18 protein-coding genes, 1 pseudogene and 1 riboswitch are annotated in these 20,313 nt (G+C 68.4%); of the genes and pseudogenes, 10 read left to right on the top strand and 9 right to left on the bottom strand.

Translation table 11 applies throughout. The annotated features are described in order from the left end of the window. Window positions 1-58: 58 nt before the first annotated feature. Both VP06_RS13715 and VP06_RS33740 read right to left on the bottom strand, forming a co-directional pair. On the bottom strand, window positions 59-1,726 hold the full coding sequence (locus tag VP06_RS13715; protein ID WP_053081779.1) for a PAS domain-containing sensor histidine kinase: 1,668 nt from the start codon (window positions 1,724-1,726) through the stop codon (window positions 59-61). A 495-nt stretch (window positions 1,727-2,221) separates the two neighbouring features. Beyond that, window positions 2,222-2,950, bottom strand: coding sequence for an SGNH/GDSL hydrolase family protein (locus VP06_RS33740; RefSeq protein WP_053081781.1), 729 nt, complete (start codon window positions 2,948-2,950; stop codon window positions 2,222-2,224). A 212-nt stretch (window positions 2,951-3,162) separates the two neighbouring features. Between VP06_RS33740 and VP06_RS13725 the strand changes: the two genes are divergently transcribed. Next, entirely contained in the window at window positions 3,163-4,125 is a 963-nt protein-coding gene (locus tag VP06_RS13725) for a hypothetical protein (RefSeq protein ID WP_048464337.1), read from the top strand. Between the two features lie 106 nt (window positions 4,126-4,231). Here VP06_RS13725 and VP06_RS13730 read toward each other — a convergent pair whose 3' ends face one another. Further along, entirely contained in the window at window positions 4,232-5,980 is a 1,749-nt protein-coding gene (locus VP06_RS13730; RefSeq protein ID WP_048464361.1) for a calcineurin-like phosphoesterase C-terminal domain-containing protein, read from the bottom strand. Between the two features lie 216 nt (window positions 5,981-6,196). Continuing rightward, window positions 6,197-6,406 (bottom strand): annotated as a pseudogene (locus VP06_RS34930) (transposase); the annotation flags it as partial. Window positions 6,407-6,584: 178 nt separating this feature from the next. Between VP06_RS34930 and VP06_RS13740 the strand changes: the two are divergent. From VP06_RS13740 to VP06_RS13770, 8 genes are all read left to right on the top strand, one after another. After that, window positions 6,585-6,968 carry a DUF3768 domain-containing protein gene (locus VP06_RS13740; protein ID WP_425350909.1) on the top strand — a complete coding sequence of 128 codons (384 nt, stop codon included), beginning with the start codon at window positions 6,585-6,587 and terminating at the stop codon, window positions 6,966-6,968. A 50-nt stretch (window positions 6,969-7,018) separates the two neighbouring features. After that, window positions 7,019-7,444, top strand: coding sequence for a hypothetical protein (locus tag VP06_RS36315; protein WP_156295587.1), 426 nt, complete (start codon window positions 7,019-7,021; stop codon window positions 7,442-7,444). A 253-nt stretch (window positions 7,445-7,697) separates the two neighbouring features. Further along, entirely contained in the window at window positions 7,698-11,066 is a 3,369-nt protein-coding gene (locus tag VP06_RS33745) for a PAS domain-containing protein (RefSeq protein WP_156295588.1), read from the top strand. A 10-nt stretch (window positions 11,067-11,076) separates the two neighbouring features. Continuing rightward, window positions 11,077-11,454, top strand: coding sequence for a response regulator (locus tag VP06_RS13755; RefSeq protein WP_082167377.1), 378 nt, complete (start codon window positions 11,077-11,079; stop codon window positions 11,452-11,454). Between the two features lie 256 nt (window positions 11,455-11,710). After that, a riboswitch (cobalamin riboswitch) is annotated at window positions 11,711-11,903 on the top strand. A gap of 174 nt (window positions 11,904-12,077) precedes the next feature. Further along, window positions 12,078-12,539 (top strand): TonB-dependent receptor plug domain-containing protein, encoded by a 462-nt coding sequence (locus VP06_RS38095; protein WP_048464339.1) that lies wholly within the window; start codon window positions 12,078-12,080, stop codon window positions 12,537-12,539. After that, window positions 12,473-12,817, top strand: coding sequence for a hypothetical protein (locus tag VP06_RS38100; protein ID WP_048464340.1), 345 nt, complete (start codon window positions 12,473-12,475; stop codon window positions 12,815-12,817). The genes VP06_RS38095 and VP06_RS38100 overlap by 67 nt, the downstream gene beginning before the upstream one ends. 43 nt (window positions 12,818-12,860) lie before the next feature. Then, window positions 12,861-12,962: a DUF3606 domain-containing protein gene (locus tag VP06_RS34940; RefSeq protein ID WP_245291169.1), complete on the top strand. Its 102-nt coding sequence runs from the start codon at window positions 12,861-12,863 to the stop codon at window positions 12,960-12,962. 194 nt (window positions 12,963-13,156) lie between these two features. Continuing rightward, the gene (locus VP06_RS13770; RefSeq protein WP_048464341.1) at window positions 13,157-14,047 is read left to right on the top strand and encodes an ImmA/IrrE family metallo-endopeptidase; all 891 of its coding nucleotides are present in this window, start codon (window positions 13,157-13,159) and stop codon (window positions 14,045-14,047) included. 297 nt (window positions 14,048-14,344) lie between these two features. Here VP06_RS13770 and VP06_RS13775 read toward each other — a convergent pair whose 3' ends face one another. The 3 genes from VP06_RS13775 to VP06_RS13785 are packed head-to-tail and all read right to left on the bottom strand — an operon-like array spanning window position 14,345 to window position 17,184. Further along, window positions 14,345-15,559, bottom strand: coding sequence for an ABC transporter substrate-binding protein (locus tag VP06_RS13775; RefSeq protein ID WP_048464342.1), 1,215 nt, complete (start codon window positions 15,557-15,559; stop codon window positions 14,345-14,347). Window positions 15,560-15,595: 36 nt separating this feature from the next. Further along, entirely contained in the window at window positions 15,596-15,919 is a 324-nt protein-coding gene (locus tag VP06_RS13780) for a 2Fe-2S iron-sulfur cluster-binding protein (protein ID WP_048464343.1), read from the bottom strand. 14 nt (window positions 15,920-15,933) lie between these two features. Continuing rightward, window positions 15,934-17,184, bottom strand: coding sequence for a cytochrome P450 (locus tag VP06_RS13785; RefSeq protein WP_048464366.1), 1,251 nt, complete (start codon window positions 17,182-17,184; stop codon window positions 15,934-15,936). Between the two features lie 150 nt (window positions 17,185-17,334). On the opposite strand from VP06_RS13785, the gene VP06_RS13790 reads away from it, so the two are divergent. Next, window positions 17,335-17,880, top strand: a complete 546-nt coding sequence (locus VP06_RS13790) for a MarR family winged helix-turn-helix transcriptional regulator (protein WP_048464344.1) — start codon at window positions 17,335-17,337, stop codon at window positions 17,878-17,880. A gap of 24 nt (window positions 17,881-17,904) precedes the next feature. Here VP06_RS13790 and VP06_RS13795 read toward each other — a convergent pair whose 3' ends face one another. Beyond that, the gene (locus VP06_RS13795; protein ID WP_048464345.1) at window positions 17,905-19,149 is read right to left on the bottom strand and encodes an NAD(P)/FAD-dependent oxidoreductase; all 1,245 of its coding nucleotides are present in this window, start codon (window positions 19,147-19,149) and stop codon (window positions 17,905-17,907) included. A 156-nt stretch (window positions 19,150-19,305) separates the two neighbouring features. Then, entirely contained in the window at window positions 19,306-20,067 is a 762-nt protein-coding gene (locus VP06_RS38990) for a low affinity iron permease family protein (RefSeq protein ID WP_082167380.1), read from the bottom strand. Between the last annotated feature and the right edge of the window lie 246 nt (window positions 20,068-20,313).

Raw genomic sequence — 20,313 nt, forward strand, 5'->3', positions numbered from 1 at the left:
GATGGAGCCGCAAGTCCTTGCAAACAAAGCATCTCGCATCCGTGTGATCGGGGATGCTCTAGGTCTTTGACGGTGCCGCATTGTCTGTGACGAACCGGTATCCGCTGCGTCGAACGATGCTCGCGTCGCTCACGGGCCGGACCTGAACGGCGCGTCTCAGGCCGGCGGCAACGAGACGGCAAACCAGATCCGCGTGCCACGCCCCGGCTCGCTGGCGACGCCGATCTGTCCCCCCCATCAGCTCGACGAGGTGGCGGCAGATGACGAGGCCGAGCCCGGTCCCGCCGAAGCGGCGCCGGATCGATTCGTCACCCTGGCCGAACGGCACGAACAGCCGCTCCTGCTGTGCCGCCGACATGCCGATGCCGGTGTCGCTCACCGTGAACAGCAGCCGCCCCTCGCCGCCTCGGCTGGCATCCGGGCCCACCGCCAGGACGACCCGGCCCGCCGGGGTGAACTTCACCGCATTGGTGAGGAGATTGAGCAGGACCTGCCGCAGGCGCCCAACATCACCCATCACCAGGGTCGGCGTGGCGGGATCGCGCAGCACGTCCACCACCACACCCTTCCGGGAGGCGGCCCCCCGGGCAACCGCCGCGGTTCCCTCTAGCAGCTCGCCGAGCACGAACGGCTCCGGGTCGAGGGCGATCTGGCCCGCCTCGATCTGCGCCACGTCGAGCACGTCGTCGACGACCCGCATCAGGATCTCGCCCGCCTCCTGGACGGCAGCAAGATGGCGCAGGGTCTCGGGCTCGCGCGAGCGGCTCAGCATGTGCTCGGTGTAGCCGAGGACCGCGTTGAGGGGATTGCGGATCTCGTGGCTCATCATCGCCAGGAAGTCCGACTTGGCCCGGCTGGCCTGCTCGGCCCCCTCCTTGGCGTGCGAGAGGGCCTGCTCGGCCCGCTTGCGGGCGGTGATGTCGAGGGTGAGCCCGACGATGCGCCCGCTCAGGCCGTTCGCGTCGTCGAGGACGCGCCCGAGGCTCTGGATCCACCGGATGGCGCCATGCTCGGCCGTCACCCGCACATCGACCGAGAACGGGGTGCGGGTGGTCACGGCCTTCGTCACCGCGTCCCACAGCATGGCGCGGTCGTCGGCATGGACCAGGGCGGTCCAGGCCGAGGAGGTGATGATGCAAGCCTGCGCCGAGAGGCCGTGCAGGCGTGCGCCCTCCGCCGAGAGCGAAAGCGCGCCGGTCCGCATGTTCCAGTCCCACAGGCCGACGCCGGCGGCCTTGTGGGTCAGGAGCAGCAGGTTGGTGGTGGCCTCCAGCGCCTGGTTGTCCGCCACGACCTCGTCGACATCGGCGGCGGTCATCAGCCAGCCGGTAATTCCGGCGCCCTCGCGGATCGGCACCACGTCGGTCTGGTGCCAGTGCCAGCGCCCGCTAGCGTCGCGCAGACGGATCGTGAGGTCGTAGGGCTGGCCCGACCGGACGGCGGCGCTGCGCGCCGCCGCCGCCCGGGCGCGGTCCTTCGGGTGGATCACGCTGTCCCAGCCGTCGGGCTCGCCGAAGCTGGTGCCGATCTCCCGCGCCGCCCGATTCGCGAAGTGGACCAGCCCGTCGCGGTCGAGCATCCAGACCTTCTGCGGGAGCGCGTCGAGGATCAGGCGCGAGGGCAGTCCGCTCATCCCCGGCTCGCTCTCCGGAAGCGCATGGCCGAGGGCATCGCCCGGTCCCTTCACCGGGATGCCCTCGATCGGATGCGCGGTCCGCGCCGTCATCAGCTCTCCTACGCGATCGCGCCAAGCGTGGGTGCCGACGCAGGCGCGGTGCCCCGGCGTGACATCCGTCCGCCTCAGCCACCGCCGGAACCCGGCCGAATCGGGCACATCCCGAGTCCTGCTTCTGCTAACCTAACGACGCGCTCCGTCCAAGAGCCCGAAGCCGACTTCGAAAGCTTTCCCGGGCAAAACCGCCGCCTGGCCATGATCTGCCAGAGCCTGATGCAAATCATGCCGGCACTTGGCTGCGCGGAATGTCGATTCAGGCACCGCGCCGCGTGCCGGCGCAGTCACGCCGCCACAGGTGGCACTATTGTGCGTAAAATCGTCTTTCAGTCAAGTCATGTCACCGGTCATTGAATGCGGCCTTTGGTTCCATTGGCGAATTTTCGCCAAGGTCAAGAGTCCCACCCAAGGCTCCGGACTTGTGGGCTAGGCATTGACCCTGCGAGAGGGGTCGACGGCCGGGAGCCGACCGCGCTCCCGGCCCCCGTCTCAGCGGGGGCGGTCCGAGGCGTCCGGGCAGGTCGCCGCCTCGAGCCGCGCGGCGACGCGATCCCGCGCCGCCGGGTCGAGGCCGAGATGGACCCCGTCCGGCGACCGGCTCAGGGAGGCCGGGTCGCGCAGATCCGCGAAGGCGTCGACGAAGCGGCAGCCGGCCCGGGCGCATTCCTCCGACAGGATCGCCGAATAGGCCGGCGCGGCGTCGGTGTCGTAGAATGCCGTCACGCCGGGCCGGCCGGCATCGAAGGGCGGCACCGCGGTGACGACGAGGTGCCGGGCCCGGGGCGCCAGCTCGGCGACCAGCGCGCGGACGTCGCTGCGGAAGCGCGCTGCGGCGTCGGGATGGCCGGAGCGCTGGCGCCGGGTGAGGTCGTTGGTGCCGATGGTCACCACGATCGTCTCCGGGGGCCGCGGCAGGTCGACCCATCCGACCACGGCGCGCAGGCCGGCGATCCGGGTGCCCGCGATGGCGCCGTTGACGGCGGGACGGCCGCACAGGGTCGGCAGGTGGAGACGCTCCATCTGCGAGTCGCCGAGGAGGAGGCTATAGGGGCCGTCGATCTGCCGCAATTCGCCGGAGACGCCGAAGGCCCGGGCCTGGCGGAAGGCCGCCACCCCCTGCCCGCCTCCGGTCCGGTGCCGGCTGACCAATATCGCGGCCGATCCGGCCGCCAGAACGGCCGCGACGAGGCCGATCCCGATCTTCGTTCTCGTGTGCACCCGTCCTCGCGCCTGATCCTGACGCCCCCCGCGCCGTAGAAGCTCCGCGGCCCGCCGCGAGTCAATCGCGCGCCTCACCGTTTGCGGACATCGTCGGCCCTCAAGTGAGGCCCGGACATTATCCACAGGCTGTCAGCTTTTTTCCGACATCTTCACGCCTGATTCGGTGGTTCTGATCATGGTTGAGGGCAGGTCAACGGAGAGCCCGCGCCATGATGCCAGTGGAGATCGATCCGTCCGAGGTGCGCCGGCCGCGCAGGGACTCGCACGAGAGCGTTCGCGCACGCCTCGGCCGTCCGGCGATGCGGGCAGCCCTGGCCGTGGTCGGTGTCGGTGGCTGCGCCGGCCTCGCCGCGGCGGCTTATCCGGCGATCAGCGACATGCTGCGACCGCAGCCCGCGCAGGTGCATTTCGGTCGCGTCGCCGACATGCCGGAGATCAAGGACGGAATTCCGGCTCTGCGCACGACGCCGGTGCGCCAGGTTCCGATCACGGCCGCGCCGCCTGCCGCCCTGCCCGATTCGAACCCGGCCGTGCCGCCCGGCGCGGTGCCGGGAAGCGCCTCGCTACAGGCCGCACCGGTTCAGGCGTCTTCGGCGCCGACATCCCCGGCGCAGGGGGCCGGGTCGCCGGCCTCCGACGTGGTGGCGACCGGCACAGCCGTACCGCTCCGGCCCGCCGCCCTGAAGCCGCCGGAGGCGCCGCGTCCGGTCGCCGCCCCCCGCGAGGGTACCATCCCGCGCGCCGTCGCGGTGGCGCGCGAGCCGGTTCCGCTGCCGCCGCCCCGGGCAGTCGAGGCCAGATCCGAGTCCAAGCCCGCGGCCACGCCGCGCGAGAAGGCCGCCGAGCCGAAGGCGACGCCGAGGCCGGCACCCGCCCGCGACGCCAAGGCCGAGCCGAAGCCCGCCCCGGTCCGGCACGCCGCCGAAAAGCGCCCCGCCGAGACGCCCACCGCGGAGAAACGACGAGCGGAGAAGCACGCGGCCGAGACGCCGGTCGCCCGGCGGGGAAAGGCCGAGGCGCACCAGCGCAGCGCCGCCGCCCAGCCCGCCGCGGCGCCCGCGCCGGAGGAGCCGACCCGCTTCCTCGGCATGCCGATGCCCGACCTCGCCCCGGCCGGCCGCGTCATCAAGGACACCGTCGACGCGGTGATCTCCTTCCCCAGCCGGCTGTAACGGCGCGGCCGACAGGCGGGCCGAGCCGCGTGGCGTAGCGCCGCTTGGCCTCCGGCGTCTCGCATCATCGCCGTCGCCGGACCAACCCCGTGTCGGCGAAGGCGGCTCAACCAGCCCGGCTCGCCCCGTCCAGCAGCTCGAGCACCAGCGCGTCGCGATGCGGGCGGCCATATTCGTCGGTGGCCTCGACGGTCAGGCGGTGGGTGCCGGCCGCGAGATCCCGGGGCAGCCGGGCGACCCAGAGATGCGAGCAGGGCTCGGCCTTTACCCAGCTCTTCTTGGTCGCGGTGTTGCGCGCATAGAGTGCGGCGACGAACGGGTCCGGGCGACGCACCCGCGTCATCGGCACCGGCGCGCGATCTCCGATGCGAAACGACACCCGGCTGCGCGGCCCGCCATCGAACAGGTTGACCACCACGTTCGTCCCGCCGGCGCTCTCGGCCGGGATCGTGGCGCCGAGCAGCTCGTAGAGCCGCGTGTCGGGCAGCCGGGCCAGATCGTCGGAATGGAACTGGCTCTCCAGCACGATCCGCATCTGGCGGTCCGCATCGTCGCTCGCCGGGACGTATCGGGTGGTGTAGGTCCGCCCGCCGGTGATGCTGAGCACGTGGAAGCCATGCGGCGTGCCGTCGCGGCTGTCGGCCGTGGCGATGCCGCGCCGGTCGGGCGGGCCGCTCCACCACGAGCCCGAGACCGCGGTGAGCACGTGGTGGTGGTGGGCTCCCTCCCCCGTCGCCCCGGGACGGCCGTCCGGCCCGAGGTAATGGTGCTCGGTGGTATGGGTATGGCCGGAGACGCTGACGGAGGGCCGCCCGGCGAGGAGCCGCAGCAGCTGCGCCCGGTCGGCGGTGCTGATGCCGGGATCGTCCGGTCCGAGATCGCTGGCGAGCGGGATATGCATCGCCACCACCACCAGGCGGTCCCGGGGCACCAGCGTCAGCAGGTTCTCCACGAAGGCAAGCTGGCGCTCGCCGATCCGGCCCTCGTAGCGCCCGCCGCGTCCCGCCGTGGCGGTCGACGCGCCGAGGTAGTTCACGTTGTCGAGCATCAGGAACAGCACGCCGCCGTGTTCCAGCGCGTAATACGGCGCGCCGAAGGTGCGCTTGAAGGTCTCGCGGGAATGGCGGGCGTCGGGCGCCTCGAAGTTGAGGTCGTGGTTGCCGCCGAGATGGAACCACGGCACGCCCATCTGCGCGATGAGCCGGTTCTGGCGCGGGTAGAGCGAGAGGTCGTCGAACAGCACATCGCCCGTCGTCATCCCGAAGGCAACCTTGCCGAATTCGCCCGGCCTGCCGAGCACCCTGGCGATGGCGGTGTCGCGCACGAAGGTCAGCTCGGCATGGCTCTCCGGCTGCGGGTCGGTGAACAGCACGACGTCGAAGTCACCGCTCTCCGGGCTGCGCACCAGGCCGAAATCGACAGAGGCCGGCAGCGGCCCGGTCGGCGCGATGCCGGGATAGCGCAGGGCGAGATCCGCAGGCGTGCCGGCCGGTTGGTGCAGATAGGAGAAATGCGGCAGCCCGTCGGCGCCACGCGGCAGGGAGAAGCCCGTCGGCTTGATGACGAAGATCACCGCCTCGTCGCCGATCGGCAGGGTGTAGCGCCCCTGCGCGTCGGTGCGGACCACCTCGCGGCCGTTCGAGACCAGCATGTCGGGCAGGCCCGGATCGTCCGGCCCGCGCCGGCCCTTGCCGCCCTTGTCCTCGTAGACGAGGCCGGTGACCTGTCCGGTCGCCCGCTCCGGTCCCGGCCCAGTGGCCGGAGCGCCCTGCGCCAGCGCCGCGAGGGGAGCCAGCGCCAGGGCCGTCGCCCCCGCCAGGGTGGTGCGCCGGGTCAGGGTGTTGTGGTCCGTCATCGCGGCCTCGTCCTCCCGGCAGCCCCGCCGCCGGGGCGGCCGGGGCTGCGCGTTCATCCCTGGCGAGGCAACCACGCCACCTTGACGGTTCGGTGACGGTCACGGGCGGCTCACGCCGCCCGCAGGCGCTCCAGGAAGCGGGAGACGCCCTGGCGCAGGTCCTCGGACCGTTGCGACAGGGCGGAGGCGGCGGCGGCACCGGCCCCGCCCGCCGTTCCGGCAACGATCTCGATGCCGCCGCTTGTCGAGGCGGATCTTGCGCTTGCGGGCGCGGGTGCCGGGAATGACCACGCTGATGCCCTGCTGGCGCAGATCCTGGCGCAGCCAGTCGGCATCGTGGCCCTTGTCGGCGATGAGCCGGCGCACGCGACCGGGCGCCTTGTCCAGCACGGCGGGGGCGGTCTTCACGTCGCTGGCGTTGCCGGGAGGCGGAGGTGATCGGGCGCAACGGCACCGTCCATTCGCTCCGCTGGCGCAGCTACCCGACCCAGCCCACCATCCCGCGCCGCGCCGACGAACTCGCGCTGCTGCCGCCCGGCAAAGCCTAGCCGTTCCGTACCCCGCACCTGGGCCGCACAGGCTAGCTCGGGTGCCCAGCGGCAGGATGCCCCGCGCCGCCGTCAACGCCCTTCCGACATTCGAGGCTCCTGTGCTGACCGCTGTCCTCGACGTGGATCGCACCCGCGCGCTCAACGATATCCTCCGCCGCTCCCTCTCGGGCGGCCTACTGATGCTCACCGCTGGCGTCATCGCCTTCGGCCGCGAATGCCGGCAGACCATTCTGGACGCCCTGGCTGCCTCCGACGACTCTACGCCCGACAACGATCCCCGCGGCGAACACGACTTCGGTGCGCTCGAGGTCGCGGGCGAGCGGGTGTTCTCCAAGATCGACGACTACGACCGCGCGATGACGGGGCACTCCCCGGATCCGGCCGACAGCAGCAGCACGACGCGGATGCTGACCGTCATGCTCGCCGGGGAGTATTGACGTGGCCGGACGCGAACTGGTGGCCTCGGCCATCCCCGACACCCCGGGCCATGGTTGGTGCCGGCGAGGCCGACCCGGATGCATGGCCCGCGCAAATCATGCTCGGGGCCGAGCCGGCTGCCGAGGACCGGCCCGGTGGCTGGCCCTACTTCATCCGGCGGGATGCGCCCGTCGAGCCCGGGGGCTGCCCGCTGCACATGGCTACCGGCATTCAGCGGCTCGCCGACGCCCAGCTCCTCGCCGCTGCTCCTGATCTCGCGGAACGGCGGCTCGCGCTGCTCACCGCGCCCACTCTCGGATTGCGCGACCGGGATGCTGGGACTCGGGCGCAAGCCGAACGGCAGGCGGCGGAGGTTGCGGCACAACTGCAACGCAACGACGCTCAGCGCGCCGCCAACCCGGGAGTTATAGGAGCGGGCGGACGCCGAGACCTTGGCCCGCCTCCGGCGCGAGGAGGAATCGGCGCTGGCGCGTGATCCATGCAATCGGGTTGTAGTGCCTCGACAGTCGATGGAGGCCGCCAATGCGACGGACCGCGCACGCTTCGGGGCGGCAAGCTGCTCGATCTAACACGTGGGCTTACGAATTCGGGGCAACCGGATACCGTCCGTTCCTGCGTGTTCGAGGCGGAGTTGTCATCGGGCCAGTGTGGGCTGGTAACGATCACGGTGTGAAAGAACTGGCTTGGCGACGAACTGATCGACGTGAGGCAGTAAATGCAAATGGTAATTGCCTCTCACATGCTGCGAATTCCGCCGTATTCAACTGAAATATCAGCAGGCGGCGCAGATTTTACTGGCATCGTGGGTCGGCACAAGGCAAATCATCATCGCCCGCATTCGCGAGCTTTCAACCATAGGGTGGAAACCCAACCAGCTTGACCGTTTGGGAGTCAGCTTCCGACTCAATTCGACCCCGCCGAAGGTCAGCTCGCTGGCAACTCGGTTGACCTTGGACGCTGAAACGATGACATCGGCCAGGATGAATCCGTCCGTCGTCACCGATCCGGCGCGCCTCGCCGCGCTCGACGCGCTCGCCATCCTCGATACGCCCGCCGAGGCTGGCTTCGACGATGCCGTGCGCCTCGCCGCGCGCCTCTGCGCCGCGCCGGTCGCGTTGCTGAGCCTCGTGGCGTCGGGCCGGCAGTGGTTCAAGGCACAGGTCGGCTTTCCCCACTGCGAGACCGACCTTGACCGCTCGGTCTGCAAGTTCGCCCTCGCCCAGCCCGACCTCTTGGTCATCCCCGACCTGGCCGCTGACCCGCGCACCCGCGACAACCCCTTGGTCACGGGCGAGCCCGGCATCCGCTTCTACGCCGGTTCGCCGCTGCGATTGGAGGACGGGTATGTGGTGGGCTCGCTGTGCGTCATCGACACGGTTCCTCGGCCCGAGGGGCTGACGGAGGATCAGGCCGACGACCTGCGTGCGCTCGGGAGGCAGGTCTCGGGCCTGTTGGAGACGCGCCGGAGTGAGGAACGCTACCGCGTCCTGTTCGAGAACATCGATGCCGGCTTCTGCGTCTGCGAGGTGAAGTTCGACGAGGACGGCCGGGCGATCGATCACCGTGTGCTCGCCGCCAACCCTGCCTTCGAGCGCCATACCGGGTTGTCAGACGCCGTGGGACGCTGGGCCAACGAGATCGCTCCCGGCATCGAGCAGCACTGGCACGACGCCTATGGGCAGGTCGTTCGAACAGGGGAGCCGCTGCGCTTCGAGGGTGAGGCTGCGCCGCTCGGGCGCTGGTACGACGCCCACCTCTTCCCGGTCGGCGGCGGTCGTGTCGCCATGCTCATCGCCGACACGACGGCGCGGCGCCGGTCCGAGAGCGCGTTGCGCGCGAGCGAGGCGCTGGCCCGCGAGAACATCCAGCGGGTGCAACTCGCCCTCGCGGCCGGCGCGATCATCGGCACGTGGAACTGGGACCTGGCCACCGACCAGTTCACCGTCGACGAGGGCTTCGCTGCGGCCTTCGGCCTCGATCCGGCGCTCGGCCGCGACGGCATCCCGCTCGCGCAGATCGTCGCGACCGTGCATCCCGATGACAAGGTCGGCTTGGCAGACGCCCTCACCAAGGCGATCCTTCGAGGGGGAGCCTACGCGCACCAGTACCGCGTAAGCAGAGCTGACGGACGCTATCGCTGGATCGAGGCGAATGGCCGCGTCGAGCGCGGACCGGACGGCGCGCCGCTGAGCTTTCCCGGTGTGCTCCTCGACATCGAGGGGCGACACGCGGCCGAGCAGGCGTTGCGCACCACCGAGGAACGCCTTCAACTGGCACTGACAGCCTCGGGGGTGGTCGGGCTGTGGGACTGGATGGTCGACACCGACCTCCTGCACGGCGACGCCAACTTCGCGCGTCTCTACGGGCTCGATCCCGCGCGCACCGCCGCCGGCCTCACCATGGAGCAGTACCAGGAGTTCGTCGTCCCCGAGGACATCGAACCGCTGCGCGCCCGCATCCGCGACACCTTCGAGCGCGAGGCCCCATTCCTGGTCGAGTACCGCCTGGCTATCCCCGGCGAGGCGCTGCGCTGGGTCGAGTGTAAGGGGAAGCTGATCCACGATGCAGCGGGTACGCCCGTGCGCTTCTCGGGCACCGCCGTCGACGTCACCGACCGGAAGATGGCCGAGGCGCGCCAGGCTGAGAGCGAGGCGCACTGGCGCGGCCTGTTCGAGCGCCTGAGCGAGGGCTTCCTCGTCGGCGAGGTCGTGCGCGACGAGACGGGCCGGATCACCGATTGGCGCTACGTCGACGTCAACGCCGCCTGGGGTGCCCTCGTCGGACTCGACCCCACGAGCGTCATCGGGCGGACGTTGCGCGAAGTCCTGCCCGGCGTCGAGGACATCTGGGTCGACGAGTTCGCCGAGGTGGTCGAGACCGGGAAGCCGGTGACGTTCACGCGTCGGGTGGGCAGCCTGCGGCGCTGGTACGAAGGCCGCGCCTTCCCGCTTGGGGTCGAGCGGTTCGGTATGATCTTCCTCGAGGTGACCGCCCGCGTCGAGACGGATGTGCGGCGCGACGCGCTGCTCGAACTCGGCGAGCGCCTGCGCGACCTCGACAGCATACCCGTGCTGGTGGAGGCCGCTGCCGGCATCCTCGCCCGCGCCACCGATGCCACCCGCGCCGGCTACGGCCTCGTCCATGCTGTACGCGAGACGGTCGAGGTGCTCACCGACTGGCACGCACCCGACACCGTGTCGGTTGCCGGCCTGCACGGCTTTCGCACCTACGGTTCCTACATCGATGACCTCAAGCGCGGCGAGGTCGTCGCCATCAACGACGTGGCGCTCGACCCGCGCACGCGGGACACGGCGACGGCACTGCTCGCCATCGGCGTGCGGGTGCTGCTCAACGTGCCGATCCTGGAGCGCGGCCGGCTCGTCGGCATCGCCTTCGTCAACTGGGCGAGCCATCATCCCTTCTCCGGTGACGACCTCGCCTTCGTGCGCACCGTCGCCGACCGCGTGCAGAGCGCGGTCGCTCGCATCCAGGCCGAGGCGGAGCAACGGGTGCTCAACGAGGAACTCTCGCACCGCCTCAAGAACACGTTCGCGATGGTGATCTCCATCGCCTCGCAGACGCTGCGCACCGTATCCGACCGCGCGCCTGTGGAGGCGTTCGAGCGCCGCATCCACGCGCTCTCGTCCGCTCATGACGTGTTGCTGCGCCAGAGTTGGGCGGCGGCTCCGGCGAGAGAGGTCATGAAGGCCGTATTGGCCAATGCCGGGCATGACGACCGCGTCGACCTCGCGGGTCCCGAGCTTGACCTTGGGCCACGCGCGACGCTCTCGCTCTCGCTCCTTCTGCACGAACTCGCGACGAACGCGGCCAAATACGGCGCGCTGTCGGTGCCCGACGGCCGGGTCGCGGTCGGGTGGCGGTTGGAAGGTGAAGGCGAGGGACGCGAGGTGACGCTCGATTGGACGGAGCGCGGCGGTCCGCCGCCGACACCACCCGCGAGCAGCGGGCGCAAGGGATTCGGCTCGCGGTTGATCCACCTCGGGCTCGTCGGAACGGGGGGGGTCGACCTTCGTTACCCAACGTCCGGGTTCCAGGCGACGATGCGCGCACCGCTCGTCCAGTTGCAGCATTCTTGAGGAGGTCTGGTTGGGTCAGGTAACGCCGCCGGCGCGGCCCGTCGTGCTCGTTGTCGAGGACGAGCCGCTACAGCGCCTGATGGCGGTGGACCTGGTCGAGGACGCGGGGTTCGACGTGGTCGACGTTGCCAGCGCGGCCGAGGCGGTTCTCGTACTGGAGAGCCGCCCCGACATCCGCGTCGTGTTCACGGACGTCGACATGCCCGGTGGCCTGGACGGGATGCGGTTCGCCGCGACGATACGGGACCGCTGGCCGCCCATCGAGCTCATCATCGTCTCGGGGAAGCGAAGGCCCCAGGCCGATGAGATGCCCGCGCGAGGCGTATTTTTCGCCAAGCCCTACAAGAAGCATGAAATCACCGCCGCCATGCGGCGGATGGTGGGATAGTTTTCAAATTACTATAGAAATCTAATTGCGCGCTTGCGTATAGATGATTGTGACCTGACATATGCCCGCTTCTCGCCGCTCGCGAAACAGCCGCTCTCCACCCTCAGCGGTCCTTCGCACGGCCAAGTTGATCGAGGTTTGCCCCTCGCTGATGTCTCCTTCACCAGCGGGGCGTTTCGAGGTAGGAAAGTTAGGTGCTTTGAGCGGCACAGCCGGCGGTTCGTCGCTGCCTGTCATTGACGATCGGAAACGTGGCTGCAACAGAGACGGCGACGGTTCCCCCGGGATCAAAAGGGAATTCGGTGAGGGCCTGCCCGAATCCGCGGCTGGCCCCCGCAACTGTGAGCGGCGAGCCTTCCACCACTGACGTCACTGGGTGCCTCACCCGGGAAGACGGTGGCGGGCACCGACCCGCGAGCCAGGAGACCTGCCGTCAGCCGTGGTCACACGCGCAGCGCGTCGGACGGGGTGTTCCGACGGGTGTTGAGGCGGATGCGCGCATCCGTGCGAGACTTCGTTCGCGGTGACGTACCACAGCCGTTCACCGAGGCTCCGTGATCCCGTCCCGCTCTCGTTCGTCGCTCCGGCTTTGTGCCATCACCGCCTGCGCGCTCTCACCCGTCGTGACCGCAATCCCGGCTTGCGCTCAGCCTGCACAATCATCGGCCCCCGCCGACGCCACAATCCAGCTCGATCCGATCACGGTCGAGGGCACCTTCACGGCGACGCCGAGCTACCGCGTCGAGGAACTCTACAGCGGATCGAAGACGATCACCCCGCGGCGTGATCTGCCCCAGCAGGTCGACGTGGTCCCCCGCGAGGTGCTGCGCGACACAGCCGCCACCCGCGTCGAGCGCGCCCTCGACTACGTGCCCGGCATCGCCAAGCAGAACGACTTCGGCAATCAGAACCTCGCCCTCTACTCGGTGCGGGGCTTCGCCACCCAGGACATCTTCCAGAACGGCTTCACCATCGCCCGCGGCTACAACGGCGCGCCCGATACCCAGAGTCGATCGAGGTGCTCAAGGGCCCGAGCGGAGCGCTCTACGGCCGCAGCGATCCGGGCGGCACCATCAACATCCTGACCAAGCAGCCGGTCGCCCTGCCGTTCGTCGAGATGGGCACCCTGTTCGGCAGCTTCGGCACCGCCCGCACCACCGACGATGCCGGGGGCCCGCTGACCCAGGACGGCAGCGTGCTTTACCGCTTCAACGGCGTCCTCGCCCGCCAGGACAGCTTTCGTGATTACGTCGACGGCGACCGGGTGCTTGCCGCGCCTGTGGTGAGCTGGCAGGTCACTCCCGACACCAAGCTGACGGTCGAGGCCCAGTACCTACGGAACCGCGCGACCTTCGATTGCTAAGGACCGACTCGATCTGTCAGAACGCAAGGCCGTCGAGTTTTGGATGAAGCGATGGGGCGTCACGCAGGACCAGCTTACGGCAGCGCATCGAAAGGTCGGCCGGATCACAAAGGATATCGCTGCCGAGTTGGGCAAGAAGCGATAGGCGTGTGCTTGCAGCAACGAGATATTTCGTCAGGAGACGTCATCGATGGTGAAGCCGCCGCAAAGTTCGGCCCGCTCCCGATGCCGAACCCAAGATGCGTTACAACCCGTACAAACTCACCGTAATCAGATCGTGGGGTCGCGGGTGGGTGGCGGCCCGATGGATCGGTTTAGGGACGGGAAGGGGCTGCGCGGATGCCAATTACCAGGACAGACCTCGCGGAGGCGGGCTCACCGGAGGCGCTCGTTAAACACATCCTACAGGCCGAGCCGAACCTTTCGGTGCCCGTACCGATCCAGGAGCTGTGCGCGCGCCTCGGCATCCTCAGGATCGAGAAGTTCGACACCGACGAGTTCGAGGGCGGCCTCGTCACCGACGCGAAGCGGTCCGAAGGCACCATCCTCGCAAAGCGCGGGGGCGAACCGCGTCGCCGCTTCACCATCGCACACGAACTCGGCCACTTCCTGATGGCGCACCACGTCCCGGATCAGCCCGGTCGGTTTCTGTGCAAGAGTTCTGACCTGCTACGCCTCACAGCGAAGCCGGGTGATCCGCGACAGCGGATGGAGATGGAGGCCAACCGCTTCGCCAGTCTCGTGCTGATGCCCCCGCCCCTTCTGCGGGGGGCGATGGAAGCCTTTCGCGAGCCCGATCTGCAGCACGTTCTTATACTCGCGCGCGACTTCGCGGTCGGCAAGGAGGTGGCAGCTCGGGCCTACGTGCAGTACCACCCCGAGCGGATCGCCATCGTCGTGGCGGGCAACGGCAGGGTGCAGCGGTGCTATCGCAGCCTCTCCTTCCCGGCTATCAGCTGCGGGGTCGGTAGCCCGGTCCCGACACGGTCGCACTATCATGTAGGTGCGCATCGACTGAACATTGCGAGCGACATCGCTGCGTGCAGTTCCGACCTCTGGATTGATGTAAAGCGCGATCTTCGCGCGCCGGCCCTCTACGAGCAGGTATACCCCCAGCAGAACGGCTTCGCGATGATTCTGCTGCGTCTGGAGCCTGTCCCCGAGGACAACGCGGAGGAGCGCAGGCTGGAGGAGGGCTGGCGTCACCGCTTCCACTCGGGGCGACGGTAGACAAGCCTCAGCGAGCGTCCCACGACTGGTCGAGTCAGTCGTGTCGCGAGCGTGCAATGGCTCAGTGCCACCCATCGTAATCGCAGCATGGATTTTTTTAGGAAAATATCTAGATGACATCTAGAGCACTGCCCGACCAAGTTGCGATCGGGCAGTGCTCTAGGTCTTTTATTTTGCCGCATTTTATGCGACCAACCGGTGTCGACTTGGTCAGAAAATAATATTATATTATAAAAAACAAAAAACACCGACAAAATTCGCCGATCAAGTCTCAAATCGGCGGAATGCCTTCGTTGATTATCTCACCATGGGGCAACCGCCATCCGCGAGCGGTCGGAATGCCTGATCCGCTGGGATTGTGTCGACAAGCTTGTAGTAGTCGTATGCGCCCTTCGACTCCGCCGGCTTCTTCACCTCGAAGAGGTAGATCGGGTGGATTGCCCGCCCGTCCGGACGCACTGTGAGGTCGCCGAACAGCCGGTCGCGCGGGCCTTTGCGCTTCATCTCCGCCACCGCGGTTCGAGCGTCATCGCTACCGGTGCGTGCCACAGCATCAAGATAGGCGAGCGTGGCCGAATAGACGCCGGCCTGGTTGCCGCTCGGCACCTTACCCGCCTGACCTGACCGGGCCGCGAACCGCTTCGCGAATGTCCGAGTCTCGTCGTTCATGTCCCAGTAGAATGACTCGGTCAGCAGAAGGCCCTGAGCATCCTTCAGTCCCATAGCGTGCACATCGTTGATGAAGACCAGGAATGCTACCAGCGATTGACCGCTCTGCGTCAGCCCAAACTCATTGGCTTGCTTGACGATATTGATCGCATCAGCACCCGCATTGGCGAGCCCGACGACCTTTGCGCCCGATGCTTGCGCCTGCAGCAGCAGGGACGAGAAGTCCGCCGTACCGAGCGGGTGGCGACTGGCCCCTTTCACGGTGCCGCCATTGCGGGTGACGTAGGCGCTGGCCTCCGACTCGATACCCTGGCCGAGCGCGTAGTTCACGGTCAGGAAGTACCAAGACGTGCCGCCGCGTTTCATCATGGCGGCGGCGGTCGTGTTGCCGGTCGCCCAGGCGTCGTTGACCCACTGCACCGTGTTGGGCGAGCAGGCTTTGCCGGTGAGGTCCGAGGTGGCGGTGGCCGAAGCTAGGAGCGCCATCCGGGTGTCGCGCAGGAGCGCGTTGACGGCCAAGCCCACCGAGGAGTTCGGTACGTCGACCACCGCGTCGACCTTCTCGACGTCGAGCCACTTGCGGGTAATGGATGAACCGACATCCGCCTTGTTCTGGTGATCCGCCGCAACAATCTCGACCCGGATGCCCTTGCCCCCGCCGGCAAAGTCCTCGGCCGCCATGCGGGCGGCCTCGACCGAACCCTGACCGTTGGTGTCCTGGAACGGGCCAGACATATCAGTCAGCACGCCGATCCGGACCACCCCGTCCGAAATCTCCGCCTTTGCTGCACCCGCCGCAAGCACTATCGTTGCGAGCAGCATGGCCCGCATCACCGTGCGCATTGTCTTCCTCCCTTTGAAAGTGATGTTTCCAGCCGCTCAGACCTGCCGGTCGGGCAGACGGACCACCAGTCCGTCGAGGGCGGCGGTCGCGATGATCTGGCAGGATAGCCGGCTCGTCGGCCGACGCTCGGCCGCGGCCCCGTCGAGCAGGGCATCCTCGTCGTCGGACAAGGGCGGCAGTCGCGCGGACCAGGCCTCGTCGACGTAGACGTGGCAGGTGGCGCACATCGCGTTGCCGCCGCACTCGGCCACGATCCCGTCGAGGCCGTGATGGGTGGCGGCTTGCATCAGGCTCGTGCCCTCCGCGACGGCAAGCTCCCGCTGCGCGCCGTCCGGGCGGATGAAGGTAATGGTCGGCATAACGGGCAAGTCCTTCAGGCGGCCATCAGGGTGACGGGCAGGCGCTCGAGCCCGCGCAGGGTGTTGTTGTACCGGCGCACGGCCGGTCCGGTGATCGCGATCGCGCCGACCTTCGCGGCCAGGGCCGACAGGATCACCTCGCCTTCGAGGCGGCCGAGCAGCTGGCCGACGCACATGTGGATGCCGGAGCCGAAGCCGACATGGCCGACCGTCGAGCGGGTCGGGTCATAGCGGCCGGGGTCGCTCCAGCGGCGCGGGTCGCGGTTGGCGGCGCCCAGGAACATCAGGACCTTGGAGCCCTCGTCGAGATGCACCCCGCCGATCTCGACCGGCCGCGTCGTGGTGCGGAAGAAGGTCTGGACCGGGCTCTCGAACCGCACCGCCTCCTCGAAGGCCGCGCGGGCGAGGGTCGGATCGTCCCGCAACGCAGCCCAGGCGTCGGGGAAGCGGGCCAGGCAGTAGATTGCGGCACCGATGCTGTTCACCGTCGTGTCGAGGCCCGCCGTCAGGAGCGAGCGCACGAGGAGCGGTGCCTCATCGTGCGTGATGGCGCCTGTATCCGCTGCCGCGTGGATCGCCGCGCCGAAGCCGCCGGGCTTCAGGTTCTCGCGCTGGCACTGCTCCATGACCCAGGCGACGTGGGGTGCGGCGGTCTCGAAGGCTCGTTGGCGCAACTCGTTGGGCGGCCCGAAAGCGTTGAAGGCGAGACCCGCATAGGGCAGCAGGTGCTCGCGCCCGTCCTCGCGTAGGCCGACCGCCTCCGGGAAGACCGAGAGCGGGAAAGCCTCGGCGAGATCGGCGACCGCATCGATCTCGCGACGGTCCAGGAGCTCGTCGACGAGCTGGTTTGCAGCCGCTTGGAACCGCTCGCGCAGGGTCTTCATGACCGCCGGCGACAGGACCCGGCTCAGCACCGCGCGCGTGCGTCCATGGGCCGGCGGATCGGCCTCCAGGATCAGGCTCTGAGGCCGCCAGGGCTTCTCCTTGGCGAAGTCGCTCAGGCCCACGCCGCGGCCGGAGCAGAAGGTCGCCGGATCGTGCAGCACGGCCCGCACCTCCTCGTAGCGCGCGACCGCGTGCACGCCCCAGCGCGGCAGCCACACCACCGGTCCGGCCTCTCGCAACGCCTCATGGATGCGGTGCGGATCCTCGAAGAACTCAATCGAGAAGGGGTCGACGTCGACGATCGCCGCGCCTGTACCATGGACATCGACCGGCGGGACCGCCGGCGGCGCAGCAGAATTCGATATATGCGACGGCTCGATCATGAGCGATCCTCCATGGCTTATTGCCGTTTTCTATGTAGCGAGCGCGAAAGATTGGCCCGGATCTCCCCATTAAACGGAGATGTGCGCCTGGACGCGGCCGATCCGTCGAGACATAAGGTGGAGCATCGACAGCGCACCGGAGAGACGATGCCATCGGGTCGAGCAAGACACGCCGCTGGTCGAGCGATCGACCAGGCACCGGCCGCGGACGTGACGCCTGGGCTGCGGCTCGACCTCGAGCGGTACGTGCCGGCGCTCCTCACCTTCGTCGCCAACAAGCTGTCGCACAGCGCCAGCACCACCTATCAGAGCCGCTTCGGGGTCAACGTCACCGAATGGCGGATCATGTCCCTGCTCGCCATCGAGCCCGGCATCTCGGCCGCGCGGATCTGCCAAGTGATCGGGTTCGACAAGGGGCCGGTGAGCCGGACCATCGCCTCGATGGAGAAGCGGGATCTCGTCGCCATCGACGAGGACCCGACCGACGCGCGCCGACGCCTGATCCGCCTGACGGCCCAGGGCGAATCGCTGCACGACGAGATCATCGTCGTGGCGCTGGAGCGTGAGCGACGTCTGACGGCTTGCCTGACGCCCGAGCAGCGGGACACCCTGATCGATCTTCTCAACCGCCTGCATGCAAACCTCCCAGCCGTGACGATGTCCGGGACATCCCGGCGCGAGCGTCGAGATTGATCGAGATGGGACGGGCCGCTCCGCTCAGGCAGCCGCGGCGGTTCTGATCAGCGCCCGCAAGTCGAGGGCGAGGTCCGCCGCCTGATCGGGCACCAGTGGCAGGCGCTCGGCGATGAGCCGCCGGGCGATCATGTGGTCGGCAGGCCTGTTCACAGACTCGACCCCGACGAGGCGGTCGTGCCGGTAGCAGAAGATCGAGAACGCTCCCTGTGCCGGGTCGCCGCGCGTCACGGTCAGATCGTGCGGGTTCGCCAGACCGGCGATCTGCAGCTTCCAGCCGCCCTGGTCGCTCCAGAACCAGGGCAGGGCAGCGTAGAATGCCGCCCGTCCGGCGAGACGGGCGGCGACACACCGAGCCTGGTCGACGGCGTTCTGAACCGATTCGATGCGCGTCGGTGCATTCCCGGCGAAGGAGTTCGGGAACGTGGCGCAGTCGCCGATCGCCGAGATGGACGGGTCCGACGTGAGAAGGGCCTGGTCGACCAGGATGCCGTCGGCGACGGTCAAACCCGCCTCCGCCGCGAGTTCCACGTTCGGCACGACACCGATGCCGACGAGCACGAGATCGGCCGCAAACGCGCGACCGTCGGTCGTCTCGACCGCGGTGACGTGCCCGTCTGCCCCCGTGATGCGGCCCACGCCCACGCCGAAGGCGAACCGGATCCCGGCGGCCTCGTGTGCGTCCCGAAAAAAGGCCGAGGTCGGCCGGGAGACCGCTCGCGACATGACCCGGTCGGCGAACTCGACGACCGTGACGGCAATCCCGCGCGCCGCGGCCACCGAGGCGAATTCGAGTCCGATGAAGCCGGCCCCCACGACGACCACACTCTCGACGCCAGCCAGATACCGCTGGACGTCCTCGGCATCCGCCAGCGTGCGAAGCTGGAGCACACCGGCGAGGTCGGCCCCAGGAACCGGCAGGGAACGATTGCGGGCTCCTGTGGCCAGGATGAGGTGGTCATAACCCAACCGCTCGCCCGACTTGAGTTCGAGCTGCTGGATGGGCCGATCGATAAGGGCGGCCCGCTCGCCGAGCCTGAGCGTGATGCGATGGTCGGCGTAGAAGCTCGCCGGTCTCAGCGCCAGGGTCCCAGCCGTCGCCTTGCCCGCCAGGTAGGCTTTCGAGAGTGGCGGACGCTGATATGGCGCGACGGGCTCGTCGCCGACGATCGTAAGCAATCCGTCGAAGCCCGCCTCACGCAGCGAGGCAGCCGCCTGGAAACCTGCCTGACCGGCTCCGACGACGATGATGTCGCGGCACCCATTCATTGCCGAGCCCTGTGCATCGTTTCCTCCGCGGTGGCGATTGAACGCTCTCATGCCCGAAGCTCGCACAATCATGTTGCTCTGGCAACCATTTTGTTGCCCTGGCAACCATATGAGAGGCGTCGGTCCAAGGTGTCTCGAATGCCGATCAAGCCCGTCTTACCGGCCGATATCGCAGTCCGAGGAGCCCTGCGATTCAAGAAAAACGTCCGGCTGCGGTATCGGAATTGCTGCTGTATGTGGGACTATCAGGAGCACGGGCAGCGACGAAGACCAGAGGCGTGTTGGGATCATCACGAAGTCTGCTGCGTGAGTACCAGCCGAAATCCCAAGATCATTATTCAAACTCAGGGCCAGACATCCAGAGCATTTTCCGACGAAGTGGATATCGGTTCGTCGTAGACAATGCGGCAAAATCAAAAAGCGAGAGCGCTTCGCGATTGCAACGCAATCGTGAAGCGCTCTCGCGCCAGCGCTGCGCGCAAGACGGCTCAACGACCCCCTCGCGGCCTTGGCATTTGCGGTCTTCTCGACGGCATCCGCGGCCTCGCTCAGGCATAAGTCCTTCGCCCGCGCCTCGCAGCGGGCACGCAAGGAATCGAGTTCCTCCTCGGTCAGGTGCTCGATGCCGATATCGGCGTTCTGCGCCGCGCTCGCCCGGATCAGCTCGTCGAGCTTCGCCTGGATCGCCGCACCATCGTGGTTTCGGGTGTTCTGGATCAGGAACACCAACCGGAATGTCACGATGGTCGGGACGGTGTTGATGATCGGCCGCCACGTGCCCGAATAGGGGAAGGGCGGGCCGGTCACCGCCCAGACCGCGATCAGGATGAGGCGCGCCGCGAAGGTGCCCGGACGGCCCACCGCCCGGGCGACGGCGGCGGCAAAATCCGACAAGGTACAGAGGCGTGTCGTGACCATCGCGGCTCCCGCGGCGGCCCGGGATCCTGGGAGGTTTCCCCAGCGTTTCCAGTGGATTCCGGGCTATGGGTCACCGCTTGCGAATTCCGGTGCGGTGCCCCCGGTTCCCCTCTTGACGTGGCCTGCGGCGCGGCGCAGTGACAGGCCGCTCGCGGCGCCGTCTCGCGCCACAGCATCCCCGGACAACCCCAACTTCCATGCCGAGCGACAGTCACAGTCGACCGTTCCTGCCGTCTCCGGCCTGAG

Source organism: Methylobacterium aquaticum (assembly GCF_001043915.1).
Lineage (GTDB): Bacteria > Pseudomonadota > Alphaproteobacteria > Rhizobiales > Beijerinckiaceae > Methylobacterium > Methylobacterium aquaticum.

What these genes read in the sequence shown, in the direction of transcription:
- VP06_RS13775 (WP_048464342.1), bottom strand. Translation starts at nt 15,559, where the DNA reads ATGCGCACGGTGATGCGGGCCATGCTGCTCGCAACGATAGTGCTTGCG.
- VP06_RS13770 (WP_048464341.1), top strand. Translation starts at nt 13,157, where the DNA reads ATGCCAATTACCAGGACAGACCTCGCGGAGGCGGGCTCACCGGAGGCG.
- VP06_RS13715 (WP_053081779.1), bottom strand. Translation starts at nt 1,726, where the DNA reads ATGACGGCGCGGACCGCGCATCCGATCGAGGGCATCCCGGTGAAGGGA.
- VP06_RS38990 (WP_082167380.1), bottom strand. Translation starts at nt 20,067, where the DNA reads ATGGTCACGACACGCCTCTGTACCTTGTCGGATTTTGCCGCCGCCGTC.
- VP06_RS36315 (WP_156295587.1), top strand. Translation starts at nt 7,019, where the DNA reads ATGGTTGGTGCCGGCGAGGCCGACCCGGATGCATGGCCCGCGCAAATC.
- VP06_RS13730 (WP_048464361.1), bottom strand. Translation starts at nt 5,980, where the DNA reads ATGACGGACCACAACACCCTGACCCGGCGCACCACCCTGGCGGGGGCG.
- VP06_RS13740 (WP_425350909.1), top strand. Translation starts at nt 6,585, where the DNA reads ATGCCCCGCGCCGCCGTCAACGCCCTTCCGACATTCGAGGCTCCTGTG.
- VP06_RS13790 (WP_048464344.1), top strand. Translation starts at nt 17,335, where the DNA reads ATGCCATCGGGTCGAGCAAGACACGCCGCTGGTCGAGCGATCGACCAG.
- VP06_RS13725 (WP_048464337.1), top strand. Translation starts at nt 3,163, where the DNA reads ATGATGCCAGTGGAGATCGATCCGTCCGAGGTGCGCCGGCCGCGCAGG.
- VP06_RS13795 (WP_048464345.1), bottom strand. Translation starts at nt 19,149, where the DNA reads ATGAATGGGTGCCGCGACATCATCGTCGTCGGAGCCGGTCAGGCAGGT.
- VP06_RS13780 (WP_048464343.1), bottom strand. Translation starts at nt 15,919, where the DNA reads ATGCCGACCATTACCTTCATCCGCCCGGACGGCGCGCAGCGGGAGCTT.
- VP06_RS34940 (WP_245291169.1), top strand. Translation starts at nt 12,861, where the DNA reads ATGAAGCGATGGGGCGTCACGCAGGACCAGCTTACGGCAGCGCATCGA.